This window comes from Streptomyces sp. NBC_00096 (genome assembly GCF_045041305.1).
Lineage (GTDB): Bacteria > Actinomycetota > Actinomycetes > Streptomycetales > Streptomycetaceae > Streptomyces.
Map to the genome: position 1 here is coordinate 7430650 of NZ_CP108221.1, position 20878 is coordinate 7451527.

The following is a 20878-nucleotide window of genomic DNA, read 5'->3' on the forward strand; positions in this document are numbered from 1 at the left end:
CCCTTCGAGGAAGGACTGCCCGGATGCCTGCCTCAAAGGAGAAGGGTCTCCCGGCGCGGGGACCGGAACATGTGCAACTCACCCAGCCGGCTGCCGCGCCCTCCGCGCCGCACCGGTGACGTGACCGGAAAATCACTACTGCGCAGCGGAGTTGGTTCACATGAGTTCAAGAATAGATCTGGTCGTGGGCGGAGTGCGTGCCGCGGAGCTGGTCAAGGAGTACCAGGGGCGGCTGGAGGCGATGGACCTCCTGGACCCGCAGGCCGCGCTGGAGGTCGCCTGCTACGCCTACGCCACCGGGTGCGTGCACCTGCTGGCCGCACCCGGGCAGGTCTGGGCGCGCGCCGAGGCGAAGGACGATGCCGAGGACGACGCCGTGCAGTACACGGCGCCGGAGGAACTGCACCTCATCGAGTTGGAGAACAGCGAGCTGGGCCACTTCGCCCTCTGCCGCGAACCCTGCGGCATCGTCACCCGGCTCCCGCTCGAGGAACTCGGCAGCGGGTACACGCTCGCGCGCTGGCCGCAGAAGTGCGCCGCCGACCCCGGTCCGTGAGAGTCCCCCGGTGCGTGAGAGACCCCGGCACGCCGCCGAACGCTCCCGGCGGGACCTCGGCCGCGTAACGGTCCGCGGCCGGCAGCGCAGGGGAGCACGACGGTCCGCGCCGGTGATCCGCCGGGTGTCCGGTCAGGCAGCCGTGCGCTGCCGGGCGCGGACCTCCGCCGGCCGCACCGCCGCCGCCTTGCCCGGGCGCGTCGTGCCCCGGCGGGCGGGCCGCTCCCGGGTCACCGACAGGGCCATGACCGGCGCCTTCGGCTCGTCGGCTTCGTTGTGCTTGGCCTCGCGGCAGGGGCCGCAGGTCGCGATCTGCTCGCGCCGGTGGATGGCATGGCCCCGGGAGGTTCCGCACGCGCCCGTCCACTCGGGTTCGGCGTGCGGGTCGTCGATCGTCTCCTCGTCCCAGCACCACGGCGGGGCGTAGCCCTGCTTGCGGGCCCGGCTCTTGGCGGTGCTGATGTGCCAGGCGCTGCGGCCCGTCTCGGCGGGGTCGACGTGCTGGTACGTGGCGTACAGGGTGCGCACGCGCCGGGCGGTCGCCGCGTACACGTAGCACCGGCCCCGGTGGCCGCGTATCAGGGCTCCGATGTTGCCCGCACAGGTCCCCAGCCGCTCGGCCATCCAGACGGAGTCGTAGCCCATGGCGCTGAGCGCCTGCAGGCGGCGGCGGGTGCCGGTGGGCGGGATGTGCGCACCCAGGAGGTCCTCGGGCGGGGCCAGCTCCAGCCGGATCGTCGAGAGCTTGTCGATCGTGGACTGCAGCAGGCAGGAGACGGTCGTACGCCGCCCCTGCACCACCCGGTACCCCTTGATCACCTGCATGATCGTGTCCCGGCTGACGCCGCTCTGGGCGGCCATGGCGCGGGAGGTCATCCCGCCGTCGTAGTACAGACGGCGGACGTGTCGCTGGACCTCGGAGATGTTCCGGCTGCGGGAGGGCGTACCGCGCTGGACGAGGAACTTGCGCCGCTTGGCGTCCCGCCGTGCGCGGGCGCTCTGTTCCGGTGTCATCTCGGCCCGGGGCCTGTACTTGGACAACGAGCTCACCCTTCCAGTCGTGACGTGTCGGCGGTCGGAGACGGTCCTGCGTCATGTGCGCCGGTGATCTCACCGTAGGAATTGCACGGCAGCCTCTCGTCCACCGATCGGGCGGTCGTGCCGGTGGACGCTTAGGTCCCCGCGCCGGGTCGTCCTGCCGCTCCTGCGGTGCCACGGCCGTCGGCGCTTCTCCACCGCGCCCCCTGTCCGGGGCGGGCCGGTGGGGCGGGTCAGCCGCCGGTTCCCTCGATCAGGGGATCCGGAGGGCCTCCGGGACGGCGCAGGGTGGCAGAACCGGACGGCAGCAGCCGTGCCCGTCGGTCCGCTGCCCGGGCGCCGGCAGCCCGAGTCGGCACGTGTCCGCCGGTCTGCGGCCGGTCCCCGCCGTCTGCCTGAGGTCATGCGGATGCGGGTGCGGATGCTTTCCCCTCGTCGCCCTCGTGCGGGCAGCCCCGAACCGAAGGAGTCCCCTCATGTCCTCCGCCGCAGCCCCGCCGTCTCCCCCCGGTCGACGAGGAGTGGCTCGGCGCCGGCTCGCGGCCGTGGCGCCGGCGCTGACCGCGGTGCTGTGTACCGCGGCCGTCGCACTCTCGCTGGTGCTGTTCGGCCGCCCGGCGGCCGCTTCCGAGCTCGTGCGGCACCTGCCGGGCACCCCGGCAGCGCCGCAGTGGCCCGCCACCGGCCAGGCCGCGTTCGCCGTCGCCGGGGCCGGCGAGTACGCCTCGCCGGGCCAGACCCCCGTACCCGCCGCCAGTACGGCCAAGGTGATGACGGCGTACGTGTTCCTTTCACGGCACCCGCTGCGGCCGGGGCAGGACGGCCCGTCGTTCACCGTGTCCGCCGCCGAAGCGGCCCGCTACCGGGCACGATCCGCCGGGGCGGAGTCCGTCGTCCCGCTCCGGCCGGGGCAGCGCATGACCGAACGCGACGCGCTCCGCGCGCTGCTGGCCGCTTCGGCGAACAACGTCGCCGACGAGCTGGCCCGCTGGTACGGCCCGGTCCCGACCGCCTTCGTCGGCGAGATGAACCGCACCGCGCAGCGGCTCGGCATGGACGAGACCCACTACACCGGTCCGAGCGGGCTGGCGGCGACCACCGTCAGCACGGCGGCGGATCAGGTCAAGCTCCTGCGGGCGGCTCTGCGCCTGCCGGACTTCGCCGCCCTGGCGAGCTCCTCGTACACCGACGTCCACGGTCACCGCCACGCCAACACCAATCCCATGCTGGGCGAGGAGGGCGTCTTCGCGGGCAAGACCGGCACCACCCGTGCCGCCGGCCGAAACCTCGTCTTCGCCGCCCACCGGGACATCGCCGGCCGCAGCAGACTCGTCGTCGGCGCCGTCCTGGCCCAGCCGCGCAGAGCCACCCTGACCACCCCCGTCCGGCAGCTGCTCGCCGAAACCGACCGCGCCCTCGTCGCCGCCCCGGTCGTCCGCAGGGGCGAGGTCATCGCTTCGCTTCGCGACGGGGTGGGTCGCGCGGTGCCCTTGAGCGCGGCACACGATCTGTCCGTCACCGGACCCCCGGGGGCCCGTGTGACCCTCACCGTCGAGCCGGGGGCCGCACCGGCCGACGGCGCCCCGGCCGGAACCGCTGCCGCCAGGGCCGTCGTCACCGCTGTGCGGCCGGTGGGGGAGCCGGGTGCCGGTGACGGGGACGGAGCCCACGCGGGCCCGGGCGCGGCGGGTCCGGTCCGCGACGGCACCTCCGGTGCAGCGGACGCCACGTACCCGGAGGACCCTCTCGGGGGAAGCGTCGGCCTCGTCACCGATGCGCCGGTGCCCCGGCTCTCCGCGCCCGAGTGGCTGGTCTTGCGCCTCCTTCCGTGGCCGGCCCGGGGCCTCCTCCTCTAGCGGCGGCCCGCACGCACACCCGTCACAAGGCGTGAGTGTGGTGGAGGGCCAGCCGTCAATCCCCTGAACGGGCTCACTTCGGTCAGCCCAAATGCTGCCCGTCCGCCTCGTCCGGTCCCCGGCGCAGGTGGAGAGGATGAGACCTCGTTACCCAATGGAGGACCCACATGACCACCACGCCCCGGCCGCGCATCCGCGTCCTGATCGCGGACGACCACCCCGTCTATCGCCACGGAGTGAGCCGGGAGCTGGAGGCCGACGACGGTCTCGACGTCGTCCGCGCCTGCCAGGACGGCAAGGAGGCGCTGTCCGCCATCATGGAGGTCGAACCCGACGTCGCCGTGCTCGACCACCGCATGCCCGGGCTCGACGGTGCCCAGGTCGCGCGCAGCGCGTCCGAATCCGGGTCGGCCACCAGGATGCTGATCCTCTCCGCGTTCACGGAGAACGCCACGGTGTACCAGGCGCTGCGGGACGGGGCCTGGGGCTACCTGACGAAGGAGGCCGAGCCGTCCGAGATCGTCCAGGCGGTCAAGGCCTGCCACCGGGGCGACCCCGTGCTGCCCCCGCGGCTCACGGCGGGCCTGATCTCCGAAATCCGCACCCGCACCGAGATACGAGATCCGCACCTGACCCCGCGGGAGACGGAGATCCTCAAGATGCTGGCGTCCGGCATGTCCACCCCGGACATCGCACGCAGGGTCTTCCTGGCGCCCTCCACCGTCAAGACCCACATCCAGCACATCTGCGACAAGCTGGGGGTGTCCGGGCGGGCCGCTGTCGTGGCCGAGGCCATGCGCCGCGGGATCCTCGATTAACGCGAATCAGCGCGCCCAGCCCGCCACCCGGTCCGGATGCCGGGCCCTCCGGGCCGCACCGGCCCGCGTTCGACAACCGAAGCGGGCCCGCCGGATGCCGGTCGAGGTCCCCCACATCCGGGACTCCCCTGTGAAGCACGCGACGGGCGATGCAGCCGCCCCGCACGGGACACCGCCGGCCGGCGGCCTCCCGCGCACCTACTCCGGAGCAGGCCTCGACGACGTCCAGACGTCCCACCGTGCCGACATCGCCCGGATCGCCGCCTGGCTGCGGCTCGGGTTCATCGTCGTCCTCGCGGTGGCCTCGGCGCTGGAGCACCCGGGCCGGTGCCTGTTCCCCTTCGCCCAAGCAGCCGTCCTGGCCGGCTACGGGCTGCTGGTCCTCGCGGCCATGACGCTCGGGCGCCGCCATCTGCCGGTGCTGCGGCCCTACCCCCGGCTCGCCGCAGGCCTGCTGTGGGCGGACGTCGCCGTCGTCGCGCTCCTCCAGCTGGTCTCCGACGGATCACCGGCGCTCGCGCTCGCCCTGTTCCTCGTCCCCATGTTCGCGGCATTCCAGCTGCCGGTGCGGCACACGGCGGCCATCGCCGGCGTATGCCTCACCGCGTACGTACTCCTGCTGGCGGTGGACTCCCGCCTGCGGGTGCGCACCGTCGACGAGAACGCCGTGGCGGTCCTCGCCTTCCTCGTCCTGACGTGTGTCGCCTGCCTGGCGGTGGCCCGCCAGTACCAGGAGCGCTCCGACCGGATCCACCAGCTCACCTGCGAGCGGACACAGCTCCTCGCCGAGGTCATGTGCGCCGAGGAGCGGGAACGGGCCACGCTCGCCGAGCTGTTGCACGACGGCCCGCTGCAATCCGTGCTGGCCGTACGCCTGGAACTCGGCACGGCCCAGCGGCTCGCCGGCCCCGACGACGTCGCCATCGCCCGCATCAGACTCCTCGACATCTCCCGGCAGCTACGCGACCTCACCGCCGAGCTGCACCCCCTGATGCTGGAGGTGAAAGGCATCGGGCACATCCTGAACCTGCTGGTCAACAGCACGGCGGAGCGGGCCGGTCTACGCGGAGACTGCACGGTCGAAGTCCAGCACGACACGGAGAACCCCGATCCCCGCGAGAGCCTCGTCTTCACCGCGGCCCGGGAACTCCTCAACAACATCGTCCTGCATGCCGCGGCAACCCGGTTCGGTGTCTCCCTGGTGGACGACGGGGGAGTGTGGCGGCTGGAGGTCGTCGACGACGGCCGCGGCATCACCCCCGGCGAACCGCACAGCAAACTGCTCAGCGGCCACATCGGCCTCGCCTCACAACGCGTGCGGATCGAAGCGGCCCACGGCACCATGGCGATCACCTCCGGCCCCCAGGGCACCTGCGTGACCATCACCCTTCCCGCTCCGGGGGCGGCGGGCGCCACCCCCGCGGCCGCGCTGCCGACCGAGGGGACGAGCCGCGTCGAGCAGCCGCCGGGCACCGGCCCGGAGTGACACGCAGTGCCGCAGCCACCCCTGACGTCACCACCCCGGCGCAGTGCCGCCGCCAAGGCAGCCGCAGCATCCCGTCAACCCCGGGCCGGGCAGCCTGAAACGTTCACGCCGGCCCCCGGACACGCCCGGTCTCCCCGGCAGTTCGGCCCGCCCGTGCGCCTGCCCGCTCCGTCCGGCCGTCGGCGTCGGACCGAGAACGGACCGGGCGCCGACCCGCCGAGTGTGCCGCCCAGGTCCGGTCGGGCCGAGCGCCGCCGGCTGGCCCGCCGCGTCCGCAGGCGCCGTGCCGGGCGCACCCCGCGCCGGATCGCAGGCGTCCTGTGCACCGCCATCGCGCTGACCCTGCTGCTCAAGACCTTCGCCGTGCAGGCATTCGTGATCCCCTCGGTCTCGATGGAGCCGACGCTGCGCGTCGGCGACCGGGTGCTGGTGGACCGCTTCACCCCGTGGTTCGGGGGCCGCCCCGCGCGGGGCGACGTGGTGGTCTTCACCGACCCCGGCGGCTGGTCGCCCCCGGTGCCCACGGACCGCGGATCGCCTGCACCGCCCGGCAAGGAGGTGCTCACCGCGCTGGGGCTGGTGCCCGCGGACGACGGCAGGACGCTGATCAAACGTGTGGTCGCGGTGGGCGGAGACACCGTCGAGGGGGATGCCTCCGGGCAGGTCCGTGTCGACGGCGTACTCGTGGAGCCGCCCGGACCGCCGGGCCGGGCCGCTCACCGCAGCGAACCGTTCCGCGTCACCGTGCCCGCCGGCCGGCTGTTCGTCCTGGGCGACAACCGGGGCAACTCGGCCGACTCTCGGGTGCACCTCGGCAACGGCCACGGGGGGTCGATCCCCCATGACGCAGTGGTCGGCAAGGCCTTCGCGGTGGCCTGGCCCACGGCGCACTGGCGCACGCTGTAGGCGGCTCCCCTGCCCGGGCCCCCCGATCGGTGGACGACCGGTCGCCCGTACGGCCGGAGCATGGGAGACGTGTTCCGGCCGGCTCTCAGGTCGACTTCCTCCTGGCGGAACGCCACTCCCGCGGCGTGCGGTCGGCCCACCGGCCTCGACGACGCCGAAAACCCGTGCCGCACCGGCCCTTTCGATTGGCGAGAGTTCGTTGAACGCCAGAATTCTGTCGTCCCTGCCGGGTACCGGCACGGTGACCACCCGTCCGCGCCCCGCCCCGCTGCCCGCCGCCGACCGCCTGCCGCCCACCCTGTCCCTCGGGGTGGAGGAGGAGTACCTGCTGGTGGACGCCCGCAGCTGGCAGCTGGTCCCCGCCGCCGCCGAGATCCTGGCCGACGTGGCGGGCTCCGGCCACGCCTTCCACGGGGAAGGCACCCGCTACCAGGTCGAGACGGCCACGCCGGTGCACCACACGCTGGCCGGGCTCCGCGACAGCCTCGGCGCGGCCCGCCGGGTCCTGTCCGACGCCGCCCGTGCACGCGGGTACCGCCTGATCGCCGCCGCGTCTCCCGTCCGCACCCCGCCCTCCCCGCTGCACCTGAACCTCGACCGGGAACGCCGGCGTGTCCGCCACGACCTCTTCGGCTCGCTCAACGACAACCTCGTCGGATGCGGCCGCCACGTGCACGTCGGCTCGGTCGACAAGGACGCGGCCGTCCGCGCGTCCAACCGGATGCGCCCCTGGATCCCGACCTTCATCGCGCTGTCGGCGGGCTCCCCGGTGTGGAACGGCCGTGACACCGGCCATGCGAGCTGGCGCAGCGTCGCCTGGTCCTCCTGGCCGTCCGCCGGGGTGCCGCCGCACTTCGCCTCGACGGCCACGTACGACAGCGCGGTGCGGAGCCTGCTGGACTCCGGCGCCGCGCTGGACGAGGCAATGGTCTACTGGGACCTGCGGCCGAGTGCGAACTGGCCCACCCTCGAACTGCGGGCGCCCGACATGTCCTCGCGCCTGGACGAAGCGCTGCTCCAGGCGGCCGTGTCCAGAGCCCTGGTGGCCCGGGTGCTCGCCGAGGACCCCGACATGCTTCCCGGTCCCATCGTCTCCGGCCGGACGCTGCGGCTGGCACGCTGGCGCGCGGCCCGGGAGGGCCTCGAAGGATCGGGCCTCGACCCGTTCACGGGCGCGGACGTGCCCGCCGCCACGCTGGCGTGGCAGCTCGTGGACCTGCTCGGGCCCGAACTGGACGCGGCCGGGGACTACGACCACGTCACCCGGACCCTCACGGACCTGATCCACGGGGGATCGTCCGCCGCCCGGCAGCGGGAGGTGTTCGAGCGCCGCTGGTCCTGTGCCGACGTGCTGCGGCAGCTCGCGGACGAGACCGAGGCCTGCTGAGCACATCCTGCGGACCATGGTTCCGGGCGCTGGAGTGCCCGCCCGCGAGACTGCCCGTGCGACTGCCCGTGCGACCCCTGAAACCGCGGACCCTTCCCACCAGAGTGACCAGCGCGGAGCTCTCTGTTCCGCGTAACCGCTCACGTGGCGAAAGGGTTTTGACACATGGCCGCGAAAAGGCATCGAGCGTCTCGGCGGAACGTCTACATGGGGGCAGGCGCTGCAGCCGTGCTGATGTCGACCTTCGTCCTGCAGTACGCGAACGCGACCCCCGAGGACGAGCCGACGGGCTTCGACAAGTCCCACTTCCTGCTGAACGACGGGTTCGAGGAGCCGAGGGCCGACTCCTCGACCATGAAGCCCGGAGATTGGGCGGTGAGGACTGACAAGAACAAGAGGCACTCCGTGCTGTCCTCACCCGCCTGGAATCCAGACGTCGTCGGGCTCCGGGAGGGGCACCAGTTCGTCCAACTCTACGGAGGGACGATGTCCCGGCCGATCGAAACCAAGCCCGGTGAGACGCTCCGATGGAAGATCGCCCACACCGGGCTGCGCGACGCCACCGGCAGTGGGTTCACCCTCTCGATGTCGGACCTGGACGAAGAAGGCGCCAGGCAGGAGTTCACCGTCGTCTCGCAGAAGGACAAGTGGCAGGTCTCGGAGGGCGAGTACAAGGTTCCCGAGGGCCAGGAGCGCACCCTGGTGCAGATCCAGTCGAATCTGAGCGGCAACACGCTCGTCGACGAGCTCGCGATCGACTACGTGGCCGACGTGGACAGCACGGTCAAGGCCGAGGGCCTCCTCGATGTCGGGAAGCCGCACACCGTGACCACCACCGTCACGAACGCCGGTGGCGGCACGCTGCAGAACGCGATCCTCACCGCCCCCGTGCCGGACGGATTCACCGCCGACCCGGCGTCCGTGGTGGTCAGGCACACGTCCGGTGACAAGCCGGAGGAACCGCTGGAACTGCCGAAGAACCACGCTTGGTTCGACGCCGGTACCCTGCACATCCCGCTCGGAAAGGGAGCCTCCTCGCCCGGGGGCGGCCTGATCGAGCCCGAGGGGGCGTACTCCGTCAGCTACGACATCAAGATGGCTGACAAGTTGGACGCGCCGTCGTCCATGGAGTTCATCCACCAGCCGACCCTGCACTCGAACCAGTGGCTGAAGGAGGAGTCGACCGACCTCGCGGCGGAGACGATCAAGATCGCCTCCGCCGACCTGAGCCTGGTAGGCGACTTCTCGAAGAAGGAGCCCGAGAAGTACGTCAAGGGCGAGGAGGCCAAGCTGTCCTTGAAGATCGAGAACAGCGGGACCAGCCCGGCCAAGGACGTCCAGCTGAAGATCTTGAGGCCGGAGGGCCTGGAATCGTTCACCACGAACGATCTCGCATGCGGCGAGCCCGACAACGCCGACTGGATCACCTGCACCGTGGGGGAGCTGAAGGAGCACACGGACCTTGCGGTCACCTTCGCCGGAACGGTCGGGAGCACCAGCGGCCCCCTCAGGTCGACTGCCGAGGTGACCACGTCCACCATCGACGTCACAGAGGGGAACGACCGGAACAGCTTCAGCAGCGGCATCACCAACGTCCTCGACCTGAAGGTGGAGACGGATGTCCTGAGAGCGGACGACGACCGCACGCCGGTCGGCGAGGGCAAGGCCGCCCCGAAGGAGGACGTGCTTCTTTCGGTGAAGGTGACCAACGCGGGTCCGGCCAGGCCGGACAGCGTCACGGTCGCCGTGCCCCTCCCCCAGGGAGCCGTTCTCGACACCGAGAAGGTGGAGGGACAGTACAAGGACGGACTCTGGACCATCGAGGACGGTCTGGACGCGGGGGCGAGTGCCACCCTCATCCTCCCCGTCTCCGTGCCGGCCGACGACGAAACACTGGAACTCGGCGCCTACATCGAATCGTTCGGCGGACTCCACGATGCGAACCTGAAGAACAACGACGCGAGCCGGAGGGTCGACGTCCAGCTGAAGTCCGACGTGCACCTCGCAGTGTCGGCCGAACGCGGTGACGAAAGCCCCTACCTTCCCGGCGAGAAGGCCACGTACACGATCAGGGTGGACAACCGCGGTCCTTCCGCGGGCCGGTACGTCGAGATCTCCCACGTCCTTCCCGAGGGGATGACGCAGATCAGGGCACGTGGAGGGCCCGCGGGCACTACCTATGAAGACGGCGTGTGGACCATTCCCAAACTTGACGTGGGCACCGACAAGGCCGCCGTGCTGACGGTGGAAGGGATCGTGCCGGCAGACCGCGAAGCCGGCGTGCACCGGGTGTGCGTCACCGGTGGCGAGACCGTGCCGAAGGATTCGATCGACACGAAGTGTGACGACTACCAGGGCGCGCCCGAGCACGTCGCCCAGCACGTGCTGCCCGTCCGGCAGCAGGGCGCGGTCAGCGTGAAGGTCACGGCCGGCAAGCCGCAGGCACTCCCCGGCCAGGAGGTCACCTGGACGGTGGAGGCGGTGAACGACGGCCCGTCGACGGTCAGGGGCCTCGAGATCGAGACCTCGCTGCCCGAGGGGGTCACCCTGGAGTCCGTGGGCGAGAAGAACGGTTCGTTCGACGAGAAGAGCGGGCTGTGGAAGCCCGGGGACCTCGGATCGGACCAGGGCACGGCGGTCATCAAGCTGACCGGCAAGGTGCCCGCGGACCGCGACACCCTGACGGCACGGGCGACGGTCAAGCAGTCGGGTACGCCTCTGCAGGGCCAGGACACGGTCATCGGTGTACCGAGGTCGCATGTGCTCAAGGTCGTCCAGCAAGCCGACCTCGACGTGGCCGTGGCAGCCGGCGAGGAGACGGTCAAGGCCGGTGAGAAGGGGACCATCTCGGTGACGGTCAAGAACGCCGGCCCCTCCACGGCCGTTGACACCGCCGTGGAGCTCGCGCTCCCGTCCGGGGCCGATGGCGTGACCCACGACGGGGGCGACGCCTTCGACCCGCAGACCGGCACCTGGAAGGCCGGCAGCCTGCCCAAGGACGGGAGCAAGACCCTGACGGTCGGCTTCACCACGGACAAGCCCCAGGACTACCGGCTCGACGTCCTGGCCCTGGACTCCAAGGCCGACGATCCCAACGAGTGCGTCGAGATCTGCGGCAGCGCCGCCGTCACGGCCACCTCCGACGGCAAGAGTGCCCCCGGCGGATCCGACGGCGGATCCGACTCGTCCGACGGCGCCGGGGACTCGGACACTGCCGGCACGGCCGGCGGCGCAAGCGAGGACGACGGTGAGGGCGAATCCATCCTGGACCAGGCCCTCGCCGCGACCGGCAGCAGCGCCCTGTGGTGGGCGCTGGGCACCATCGGCACCCTCGGCATCGGAGCGGCCCTGCTGATCGCGGCCCGCCGCCGGGCCTGACGCCCGGCCCGACCGGTCGCCGCGGTTGCCGCGGTCGCCGAGACGCCGCCGTATCCGCGGTGCGGCCCCCGCTGTTCCGGCTCCTGGTGGAGCGGGAACAGCGGGGGCGCGTCAGCGTCGGCGTCAGCCCAGGGCCGAGCCGTCCTTCCACTGGGACCAGGACAGGTTCCAGTCGCTGAGCCCGTTGTCCGGCTTGATGGTGCCGCCACCGGGCGAGTTCTTCACGATCACCACATCGCCGACCAGGGAGTGGTCGTAGAACCACGCTCCGGCGGTCTTGGGGTCCCCGCCGCCCTTCACGTCGCGGAGCCCGATGCAGCCGTGGGTGGTGTTGGCCGTGCCGAACGTGGACTCGGGGGCCCAGTAGTTGCCGTGGATGAAGGTTCCCGACCTGCTCAGGCGCATCGCGTGCGGGACGTCCGGGATGTCGTAGGAGGGCTTCCCGTCCTCGTCGAGAAGGCCGACGGTGGCTCCGTTCATGCGCATCTCACGGGCCTTCGCGGAGATCACCATGGTGCCGTTGTACGTCTCGTGGTCCTTGGTTCCGGTGGACACCGGCAGGACCTTGGCCGTACGCCCGGACCGCACGACGGTCATCGTGGACGTCGCGGCGTCGACGGTCGAGATCTGGGAGCGGCCGACGGTGAAGTCGAACGACTTCTCCTGGACTCCGACGATGCCCGGCGCAGCGTTGACGCCGTCGAGGGCGATCCGGACGCTGACCTTCGATCCGGGCTTCCAGTACGTCTGGGGGCGGAAGTCCAGGCGGGTGGGCCCGAACCAGTGACCGGCCACCGGCTGTCCGCTGCTGGACGTCACGGTGACGGCCCGCTGAACCGCCTGTTCGTCGAGGACGGGCTTGTTGAAGGTGAGGGAGACGGGCATGCCGACCCCCACCGTGGGCACGGCCTTGACCGTGGCCGACGGCACGGCGTCGACGCGGAGGGCGCTCGCGGCCGGCAGCGTGGTGAAGCTCGCATCCTCGGCGGCCTCCGTGCCGGAGGCGTCCTGAGCCACCGCGTGCACGGTGTAGGTGGTGCCCAGGGCCAGGGTGCCGTCGAACGCCCAGTGCGTCCGATCGGCGGCGAAGGTCCCCTGGTCGGCGCCCCCCGTCGCCGGTCGCAACGTGACGGAGGCCAGCCGGCCGCCGCTTGCCGAGACCTCAGGGCTCTGCAGGGGACGTATGCCGGTGCTCCCGTCGGCAAGGCTGAACGACAGGCGCGGCGCAGTCGGCGGGGAGGGGCTGGCGGTGGCGGGCGGGCTGCCGCCGTTGCCGGTCGAGTCGGACAGGACGAGCGGGACGACGGCGGCAGCGGCGCACACCCCCGCCACCAGGAACACCGTCGTGGTCAGCGAGGGCTTCTTCATCGGCGTACTCCGGCATTTCTCTGGGGGAAGGCGCGGGAAGGCGGCGTCATTGCCCTCCATCCTGTCCACCCCGCCCCGCCCGGCAGGTCATACCGTCGGCCCCGCGACCGGACCCGTCCCGCCCCTCCGATCGGAGGAGGGAGCCGGCTGGGCAGTGCCCCCGGCAGGACTCGAACCTGCGGCCCGACGCTTAGAAGGCGCCCGCTCTGTCCACTGAGCTACGGGGGCGGGGCAGGAGGCACTCCACGACAGGAGGCGCTCCCGGTACCCCGCCAGGCTAGGCCGTCTCTTTCGGATCTTGCCGGGCCCGCGACGTCTGGCACCGGCGCCTGGCCGCACTGCCGGGGCAGCCGAGTACGTCCAGTACGAGCGGCGGCCCTCCGCCTCGCGTTGCACCGCACCGGACAGCGCGACCCGCCGAGGCCGAGGCGACCGAGTGGTCATCGGTCTCATCGGGTAGGGGAGCGGGCCGACCGGCTTCCGGGCCTGGTCTCCGCGGCGGCCCGGCGGCCCGCGGGCGCGGCCCGTCGTGCGGCGGCACGGGCCGGGGGAGGGGACGTTCCACCGCCGGCTCCTCCAGTCGGGGGAACGGGACGGTCGGTCGCGGCGCCCACGCTGGGTTCACCACTACTCCGCCGCGGCCACCCCCGCGGGCCGAGGAAGGCAGGTCCCGGTGAGCGCCTCCGAAGACAAGCAGCCCGCAGTGCAGGCCCCGGCGCAGGAGGACCCCGCCCCGCAGCGGGTTCCCGGCACGGCGCAGTCCCCGGCCACGGCGGGGGCCACTGCCACGGGGGCTGCGGAGCAGGGACCCGTCGCGGAAGCCGCACCGGCCCCGGGCAGCGGCCCCGACTCCACTGCGCCGGAATCCGTCGACGAGACGGCGATCCAGCCGACGCCCGCGCCCGGGGAGCCCGCGTCCGGAGAGCCCGTGCCGGGGGAGCCCGTGCCGGGGGAGCCCGCGTCCGGACAGCCCGCGCCGGACCTCCCCACCGCGGCCGCCGCGAAGGACAGCGGAGCCGCGCGGGTCTTCCGCGCGAGGCATCTGGTGGCCGCCTGTGCGGGCGCCGCGCTGCTCGCCGGTGTCATCGGCGGTGTGCTCGGCTCCTGGAGCTCGGGCGCGGACGTGCCGCTGTCCCCGTGGTCGGCGGGGTCCGGGGGCACGTCCGGGCCGCTCGCGGCGGGACCGGTGCCCCAGGTCGCCGGCGAGGCGCTGCGCAGCACCGTGACGATCGAGGCCAGCTGCCCGGGCGTGCGGATCGTGGGCACCGGCTTCTTCTTCGACTCCTCCGGACACATCCTCACCAACGCCCACGTCGTCGAACCCGGGGGCCACGCGGGCAAGCTCACCGTGGCCTTCTCCGACGGCAGCACGTTCCGGGCCTCGGTCGTGGGCGTGGCCAAGGGCTACGACATCGCGGTGGTGAAGCTCGACGGGAAGCACCGGACCCCGGCGCCGTTGCCGCTCGGCAACTCGGACCAGGCGGTCATCGGGCAGCCCGTGGTCGCCGCCGGAGCCCCGTTCGACCTGGCGGGAACCGTCACTTCGGGCATCATCAGCGCGCTCCACCGGCCGGTGACCACACGGAACGGCACGGCGTCGGCATACCTCAGCGCCCTGCAGACCGACGCCCCGATCAACCCGGGCAACTCGGGCGGTCCCCTCCTCGACGACGCGGGCCGGGTCATCGGGGTCAACTCCGCCATCGACAGCGCGACCTCCCCCGGCGCCGGTCCCGCCGGCAGTGTGGGAGTGGGCTTCGCCATTCCCATCAACCAGGCGAAGTGGGTCGCCGACAGCCTCGTCGACCACGGCCGGGCGCAGTATGCCCAGCTCGGATTCAAGGTGAACGGCGCCTACACGGGCCGGGGCGTCCAGATCGGGCCGGACCCCCGGACGGACGGCGGCCCGTCCGTCATCCCGGACGGCCCGGCCGGCCGGGCCGGACTGAAGCCCGGCGATGTGATCGATCGTCTCGACGGCCTCGACATCGACAACGGTCCCGCGCTGATCAGCGCGGTCTGGTCGCACCGCCCCCACGACCGGGTAGAGGTGGAGTACCTACGCGACGGACGCACGCACACCGTGATGGTCGTCCTGGGCGCACGCTCCGGCAGCTCCTGACCCGCCGCGCCGGCCGTGGCCGCCCGCTCCGCCCGCCGGTTCCCGGCGGGCGGACGTGCGCGTCGGACCACATCGGCGGACACTGGGCGTACCCCGACCCCGGGAGAGTGCGCCATGCCTGCTCCGACCGTCCGCCTCACGCCCGACGGCTATGTCGTCTCGTGCGAGTCCCTGGGTGGCATCGAGGGGCACGGCCCGACGGAAACCGCAGCCTGGACCGACTTCTGGCAGGCGCTGCACACTGCCTGGCGGCCGTCCCACGAGCCGGTACAGGGCTCGGAGGAGCCTCCGCACGGACTGCTCGCCCACGGGCGGACCGCGCTGCGGCGCCTGCGGGACTGAACCCATCCGGACCCACCCGGCGCAGCTCAGCGCCCCCTATGGTGACGACTGCCCGGCGGGCGGCCGTGAAGGGGGCGGGCCGGTCAGATCAGGGCGGAGTGCTCCGCGGTCTGCAGCACCCACGCACTGTGCTCGACGGCGGAGAACGCGGATTCGAGCGCGTTCAGCCGTTCGGTGACCGCGGCCATCACGGTGGTGACGTCCGAGGAGAGCAGTGCCCGCTCCGAGGCGGGCAGGCCGCCCCACAGCGCGCGGCACTTGGCCATGTTGGGCCGGAAGGATTCCAGGCCGTAGGCGGCCACCGTCCGGTGGACGTCGTCGACGCTGTCGAGCGGCAGCGGGCCCCGGAAGCCGCTCGCCCGGGCCTGGAGCGCCAGCTCCCACGCCCGGTGCAGCCGCCCCTGGGCGTGGGTGAGGTCACCGGTGATGCGGGTGACGGTGCCAGTGGGCTCGCCGTAGCAGATGTCGAGGAGCAGGAACTTCGTCCGCCAGATCTCCCCGCGGTTCAGCGTGGCCTCGGGGGCCTGGAACGTATCTCCGCTCTCGCCGTGCGCGACCCCGGTGCGCAGGACGATCCGCTCCAGCCGCAGGCTGTCCGCGGTGAACTCGCGTGAGAGCTCCTCGAACCGGAAGAGGGCCGTGCAGAACGCGCCCTGCTCAGCGGCCGACATGACGGTGCCCCGCGCTCTGGCCGACCCCGCGGCAGGGCGGGACCTGGCGGCCGTCGGGGAGCAGCTCGCCGGTGTCGTCGAAGAGCGTCACTCCGTTGCAGAGCCGGTTCCAGCCCTGTTCCGGATGGCTGACCACGACGGCGGCGGCTTCCTTGTCGTGGGAGCTGGCCTGAGGACAGGTCGGTTCATGCGCGCACATCGCGCTTCCTTTCGCAGTTGCGGGCAACGGCGGCCTGCTGCGCCTGCCGCCACGGTGGCCGCACGCACGACGCTCCGCCGTCGTCCTGGGAGGGCAGTCTGATGCCCGCCCGGATCCGGCACAGCGGAATGCAGGGCAAGCCATCGGGCAGGGCCCGGCCGGGTGCAGCGGCTGCGGCACGGCTGCGGCGATCCTGTTCTCGGCTCGGCTCGGCTCGGCTCGGCTCGGCTCTCAGCTCGGACGCGGCCGATGCGGCTTTCCGCGCAGCTGCCGCGGGAACCGGCGCTCCGCCGTGGACCAGGCGCCGTGGGCACGGTGCCGTTCGGCCAGGGCCTGCAGCTCGGCCGCAGTGTGGGGGTCGCCCATCTCGCGCATGCAGAGGGCCAGGCTCAGCAGGGCGCGCCGCATTCCCGTGCAGTCTCCCTCGGCGCAGGCAAGGTCGAACAGGAGCAGGGAGAACTGAGCCCGGTCCGCCGTGTCGTGAAGAGACCTGTTGTCCATACCAGGACTGTACGAGCGGTGCCGCGGTGCCCGGCTGAGCCGATCAGCCGTCCTTTGAGGGGAGGGCGCTCCCACCGGTAGGGGGAGGACCGCTCCCCCTACCGGTGCGCCGGTCGGCCGGTGAGCGCGGGCCGCGCGCTGCCGGGCAGGCAGGTACGGCGACGGCCGCGCCGAAGTACCGCAGTGCAGGTCGACCAGGCGGTGCGGCGGCGGATGCGGTCGGTGAACCTGCCGCCGACCTGCCCGCCGAGCGGCGGCGGGCGCGGGTGCGCCGTACGGTGGCGGGATGGGCACCGCAGCACCTTCCTCGATGCGGTCACGGGCCGTCGACCGGCTCCGGGACCAGGGTCCCACCGCCGCGCGCATCCTGGTCATCGCGGCGATCGCCTGGCAGCTGGCGCTCTGGGCGGGAGCCCGCAATCCGCCCATCTACGCCGCCCTCGCCCCGCTGATGGCGCTGCGCAGCGATCCGTTCTCCTCGATGACAGCGGTGCTCATGCGCGTCGCCGGCGTGACGGCAGGGGTGGCCCTGGGCCTGTCCCTGGTCACCCTGCTCTCTCCGACGCTGGCCGCTGTCGTGCTCGTGATGGGACTGGCGCTGCTCGTCGGCATCTACATCGGGCCCGGAAGGGCGCTCAATCCGCAGGTCGGCCTGTCCTCCCTGCTGGTGCTCTCCAATCCGGCTCCGGACGCCTACGGCATCGCGCGGGTGTGGGAGACCACGATGGGAGGCCTGGTCACGATCGTGCTGGCACCCCTGCTGTGGCCCCCGCACCCGCTCCGCGAGCTCGAGGCGATCGCGCGGGATTGCAGCGCACACCTGTCGGCGGCGCTCACGAGCAGTGTGGGCGTTCTGGGCGATCCCAACGCGGCCCGCGCGAATCGCGTGTTCGTCGCGGACGAGGCGGAGCGACTCGGCGGCTACCGCGAACGGTCGGCCCAGGCGAAGGTCGCGATGCGGTTCAACCCGCTGCACAGGCGTGACCGGGAGCGGGTGGCCGACCTCGCCGGCCGGCTGGGGACGGTGGCCCAGACCGCGCCCTACGTCGACCTCCTCGGGGTGGAGGCCGACACGCTGAGCGCGCGCGACGGGCCGAGCCCGGTCCTGCTGCGGGCCAAGGAGGAACTGCCCGCCATCGCCGAGGCGACCGCCCGCACCGTCGAGGCCATGGTGCGGGGGCGGGATCCGGCGGCCGATGCCGCGGCTGCGCGCCGATTGCTCGACCGGTACCGTGAGACGGACCCGCAGGCCGTGGCCGTGGCCCTGCGCAGGCCGTTCCACAAGATCCTGGACGCGTGCGTACCGCCGCCCCCGCAGCCGACTCCGCCCGTGGACCCGGGCGGGCCCTGCCCGCCCGGATAGCCGGAACCAAGGAGGGCGCCATGCGCATCGGAGTGTCCGGCACCCACGGCACGGGCAAGACGACCTTGGTGGAGGAGCTGTGCTCCCTGCTTCCCGGCCACGCGGCGGTCGACGAGCCGTACCTGCTGCTGGAGGACGAGGGGCACGAGTTCCACCAGCCTCCGACGTCCGAAGACTTCCGGGCGCAGCTCAGGGTGTCGCTGCGCCTGCTGCGCTCGCCCGCGGCCGACGTCGTCTTCGACCGCACTCCGGTCGACTTCCTCGCCTATCTCGCGGCCCACGGCCGCACGATCGAAGCGGAGGTGGCGCCGGAGGTGCTGGAATCGGCCATGTCGAGTCTGGACCTCCTGGTCGTCCTGCCACTGACAGCCGAGACCGAGCGGCAGCTGCCCGCCGCGGAGCTTCCCGGTCTGCGCACGGCCATGGACGGTCGTCTGCTGGACATCGTCCACGGCGATCCGCTGGACGCATGGCCCGACCTGCCGGTTCTGGAGCTGACCGGTCCGCCTGACGGGCGGGCGGCGGTGGTCGCGCGCGCGATGGCCGGACTGCGGTAGGCCTGGACCTTCGCTCCGATCGGCCGGGGATAGGCCTGGACCTGCACGGCGCGGTGCCCTGGCGCGAACACTCTGTCCCCAACCACTCCGTAACATAAGCCCGTTGACATCTGGACCCCCTCTCTCCACATTCCGCATTGTCATGTACGCGCAATGAAAGGCGTGGAGATGAGACGTCGAAGAGCCCTCGGGCGGAGCCGCCTCTTATTATCGGGCGTGTTCCTCGCGGTCCTGGCCCTGCTGCTCGGCCCCGGGGTCGCCGGAGCATCGGCCGGAGCCGTCTGGTGGGAGCCCGCGGCACGCCCGGCACCTGACTCGCAGATCAACGTCACGGGGGAGCCCTTCACCGGGACCGACGCACAAGGACGCGTCCGCGGATACGTCGACGGGCACGTCCACCTGATGTCCAACGAGGGTTTCGGGGGGCGACTGGTCTGCGGGAAGGTCTTCTCACCCGCAGGTGCGGCAGACGCCCTCAAGGACTGCCCCGAGCACTACCCGAACGGTGTCCTCGCCCTCTTCGACATGATCACCAAGGGGGGTGACGGCCGGCACGACCCGACCGGCTGGCCGACGTTCCGCGACTGGCCGGCCCACGACTCCGCCACCCACCAGCAGACCTACTACGCCTGGGTGGAGCGTGCCTGGCGGGGCGGCCAGCGGATCCTGGTGAACGACATGGTCACCAATGGCGTCATCTGCTCGCTGTACTTCTTCAAGGACCGCGGCTGCGACGAGATGACCGCGATCAGGCTCCAGATCCAGAAGACGTACGAACTCCAGGACTACGTCGACGCCATGTACGGCGGCGCCGGCAAGGGCTGGTTCCGGGTCGTCACCGAGCCCGCCCAGGCACGCAAGGTGATCGAGCAGGGCAAACTCGCGGTCGTCCTCGGGGTCGAGACCTCCGAACCGTTCGGCTGCAAACAGGTCCTGGACGCCCCGCGCTGCACCATGGCGGACATCGACAGCGGCCTCGACGAGCTGCACCGGCTCGGTGTGCGCAGCATGTTCCTGTGCCACAAGTTCGACAACGCCCTGTGCGGCGTCCGCTTCGACTCGGGCACCCAGGGCATGGCCATCAACGCCGGCCAGTTCCTGTCGACGGGCACCTTCTGGAGCACGGAGCCGTGCCCCGGCCCCGAGCACGACAACCCGATCGGCTTCGGACTCGCCGCCGAAGCGGCCGCCGAGGGCCGCGAGGAGGAAACCGGTGCGGCGGCGGCGGACGACGGGACCTCCCGCGCGGAGGCGGAGACCCGGATCCGGGCCGCGCTGCCGGAAGGCGTCGAACTGCCGCGGTACGACGCCTCCTTGCAGGCGGCACAGTGCAACCGCCGCGGCCTGACCACCCTGGGCGAGTATGCGGTCCTGGGCATGATGAAGCGCAACATGATGCTCGAGATCGACCACATGAGCGTCAAGGCGGCGGACCGCGCGCTACGCGTCCTCGAAGCCGAGCGGTACCCCGGCGCGCTGTCGACCCACGGCTGGATGGACGACGGCTGGACCGAGCGCGTCTACCGCCTGGGCGGCTTCATCACCGGGCACATGTACGAGGCCCCGGCGTTCATCGCCGAGACGCGCAAGCACGCCGCACTGCGCACCAAGTACGGCGCCGGGTTCGGCATCGGCACGGACATGAACGGGTTCGCCTGGCTCCCCGGCCCCCGCGCCGCGAACGGCAATCCGGTCACCTATCCCTTCCGCAGTCCCGACGGCGGCTCGCTCCTCGACCGGCAGGTCACCGGCAGCCGCGTCTGGGACGTCAACACCGATGGCGGCGGTACCCACTACGGACTCGTGCCGGACTGGATCGAGGACATCCGGGTCTCCGGCGGTCAGGACGTGGTGGACGAGCTGATGCAGGGCGCCGAGGGCTATCTGCGCACGTGGGGGCAGACCTCCGCGTACAAGAGCCCGTACGTACCACTGGTCCGCGGCTACCAGCCGTACCACGGGCACCTGGCCTCCCCGCGCTCCCTCCCCGCCGGCTTCACCCACGAGGCGGTCTGGAAGGTGCTGCGGGACCCGGCGCCCGACACGGTCCGGCTCTACGAGTGCAAGGCCGCCCGGCACTCGCTGCTGACCCCCGACCCCGGGTGTGAGGGCCTGGAACCCCTCGGCCCGATCGGATACGTGTACACCCGGCCGGTACCCGGCTCGGTGCCGCTCTACCGGTGCTACGCCCCCTCCGCCTTCGACCACTTCATCTCCAACAGCCCGGGCTGTGAAGGGCCGTACACGAGGGAGGGCCTGCTGGGCTACGCCATGGCGACCACCCGGTCGTAGCCGGGCGGCCGGGCCTGTGGTCCCCGTGCCACAGGCCC

At 72.2% G+C, this 20878-nt stretch carries 17 protein-coding genes and 1 tRNA gene; 12 read left to right on the top strand and 6 right to left on the bottom strand.

The window, feature by feature from the left end; translation table 11 throughout:
* Positions 1–160 precede the first annotated feature (160 nt).
* Entirely contained in the window at positions 161–556 is a 396-nt protein-coding gene (locus tag OG904_RS33295) for a hypothetical protein (protein ID WP_405497482.1), read from the top strand.
* Between the two features lie 132 nt (positions 557–688).
* Here OG904_RS33295 and OG904_RS33300 read toward each other — a convergent pair whose 3' ends face one another.
* Complete coding sequence (locus OG904_RS33300; protein WP_405497484.1) at positions 689–1597, bottom strand: hypothetical protein; 909 nt, start codon at positions 1595–1597, stop codon at positions 689–691.
* Between the two features lie 473 nt (positions 1598–2070).
* On the opposite strand from OG904_RS33300, the gene OG904_RS33305 reads away from it, so the two are divergent.
* The 6 genes from OG904_RS33305 (at position 2071) to OG904_RS33330 (ending at position 11425) form a co-directional block, all read left to right on the top strand.
* Entirely contained in the window at positions 2071–3450 is a 1380-nt protein-coding gene (locus OG904_RS33305; protein ID WP_405497486.1) for a D-alanyl-D-alanine carboxypeptidase family protein, read from the top strand.
* Positions 3451–3617: 167 nt separating this feature from the next.
* The gene (locus OG904_RS33310; protein WP_405497488.1) at positions 3618–4268 is read left to right on the top strand and encodes a response regulator; all 651 of its coding nucleotides are present in this window, start codon (positions 3618–3620) and stop codon (positions 4266–4268) included.
* 130 nt (positions 4269–4398) lie between these two features.
* Complete coding sequence (locus OG904_RS33315) at positions 4399–5754, top strand: sensor histidine kinase (protein ID WP_405497490.1); 1356 nt, start codon at positions 4399–4401, stop codon at positions 5752–5754.
* Between the two features lie 222 nt (positions 5755–5976).
* Entirely contained in the window at positions 5977–6660 is a 684-nt protein-coding gene (gene lepB, locus OG904_RS33320; protein WP_405497492.1) for a signal peptidase I, read from the top strand.
* A 199-nt stretch (positions 6661–6859) separates the two neighbouring features.
* On the top strand, positions 6860–8047 hold the full coding sequence (locus OG904_RS33325; protein WP_405497494.1) for a glutamate--cysteine ligase: 1188 nt from the start codon (positions 6860–6862) through the stop codon (positions 8045–8047).
* A 207-nt stretch (positions 8048–8254) separates the two neighbouring features.
* Positions 8255–11425 carry a hypothetical protein gene (locus OG904_RS33330; RefSeq protein ID WP_405497496.1) on the top strand — a complete coding sequence of 1057 codons (3171 nt, stop codon included), beginning with the start codon at positions 8255–8257 and terminating at the stop codon, positions 11423–11425.
* Positions 11426–11548: 123 nt separating this feature from the next.
* Here the strand turns inward: OG904_RS33330 and OG904_RS33335 are convergent, their stop codons facing one another.
* Both OG904_RS33335 and OG904_RS33340 read right to left on the bottom strand, forming a co-directional pair.
* Positions 11549–12793: an Ig-like domain-containing protein gene (locus OG904_RS33335; RefSeq protein WP_405497498.1), complete on the bottom strand. Its 1245-nt coding sequence runs from the start codon at positions 12791–12793 to the stop codon at positions 11549–11551.
* Positions 12794–12948: 155 nt separating this feature from the next.
* Positions 12949–13021: transfer RNA gene (locus OG904_RS33340), tRNA-Arg, on the bottom strand.
* A gap of 445 nt (positions 13022–13466) precedes the next feature.
* Here OG904_RS33340 and OG904_RS33345 point away from each other — a divergent pair.
* Both OG904_RS33345 and OG904_RS33350 read left to right on the top strand, forming a co-directional pair.
* Complete coding sequence (locus OG904_RS33345) at positions 13467–14915, top strand: trypsin-like peptidase domain-containing protein (RefSeq protein WP_405497500.1); 1449 nt, start codon at positions 13467–13469, stop codon at positions 14913–14915.
* 114 nt (positions 14916–15029) lie between these two features.
* Positions 15030–15257, top strand: a complete 228-nt coding sequence (locus tag OG904_RS33350; protein ID WP_405497502.1) for a hypothetical protein — start codon at positions 15030–15032, stop codon at positions 15255–15257.
* Between the two features lie 83 nt (positions 15258–15340).
* Here OG904_RS33350 and OG904_RS33355 read toward each other — a convergent pair whose 3' ends face one another.
* The 3 genes from OG904_RS33355 to OG904_RS33365 form a co-directional block, all read right to left on the bottom strand.
* Positions 15341–15928 carry a hypothetical protein gene (locus OG904_RS33355; protein WP_405497504.1) on the bottom strand — a complete coding sequence of 196 codons (588 nt, stop codon included), beginning with the start codon at positions 15926–15928 and terminating at the stop codon, positions 15341–15343.
* Entirely contained in the window at positions 15915–16127 is a 213-nt protein-coding gene (locus OG904_RS33360) for a DUF5999 family protein (RefSeq protein WP_405497506.1), read from the bottom strand. Before OG904_RS33360 ends, OG904_RS33355 begins: the two co-directional genes overlap by 14 nt.
* A gap of 231 nt (positions 16128–16358) precedes the next feature.
* Positions 16359–16628: a hypothetical protein gene (locus tag OG904_RS33365; protein ID WP_405497508.1), complete on the bottom strand. Its 270-nt coding sequence runs from the start codon at positions 16626–16628 to the stop codon at positions 16359–16361.
* Between the two features lie 286 nt (positions 16629–16914).
* On the opposite strand from OG904_RS33365, the gene OG904_RS33370 reads away from it, so the two are divergent.
* From OG904_RS33370 to OG904_RS33380, 3 genes are all read left to right on the top strand, one after another.
* Positions 16915–17991: an FUSC family protein gene (locus OG904_RS33370; RefSeq protein WP_405497510.1), complete on the top strand. Its 1077-nt coding sequence runs from the start codon at positions 16915–16917 to the stop codon at positions 17989–17991.
* 20 nt (positions 17992–18011) lie between these two features.
* Positions 18012–18548: an AAA family ATPase gene (locus OG904_RS33375; protein WP_405497512.1), complete on the top strand. Its 537-nt coding sequence runs from the start codon at positions 18012–18014 to the stop codon at positions 18546–18548.
* 168 nt (positions 18549–18716) lie between these two features.
* On the top strand, positions 18717–20840 hold the full coding sequence (locus tag OG904_RS33380; RefSeq protein ID WP_405498405.1) for a hypothetical protein: 2124 nt from the start codon (positions 18717–18719) through the stop codon (positions 20838–20840).
* Positions 20841–20878: the final 38 nt, after the last annotated feature.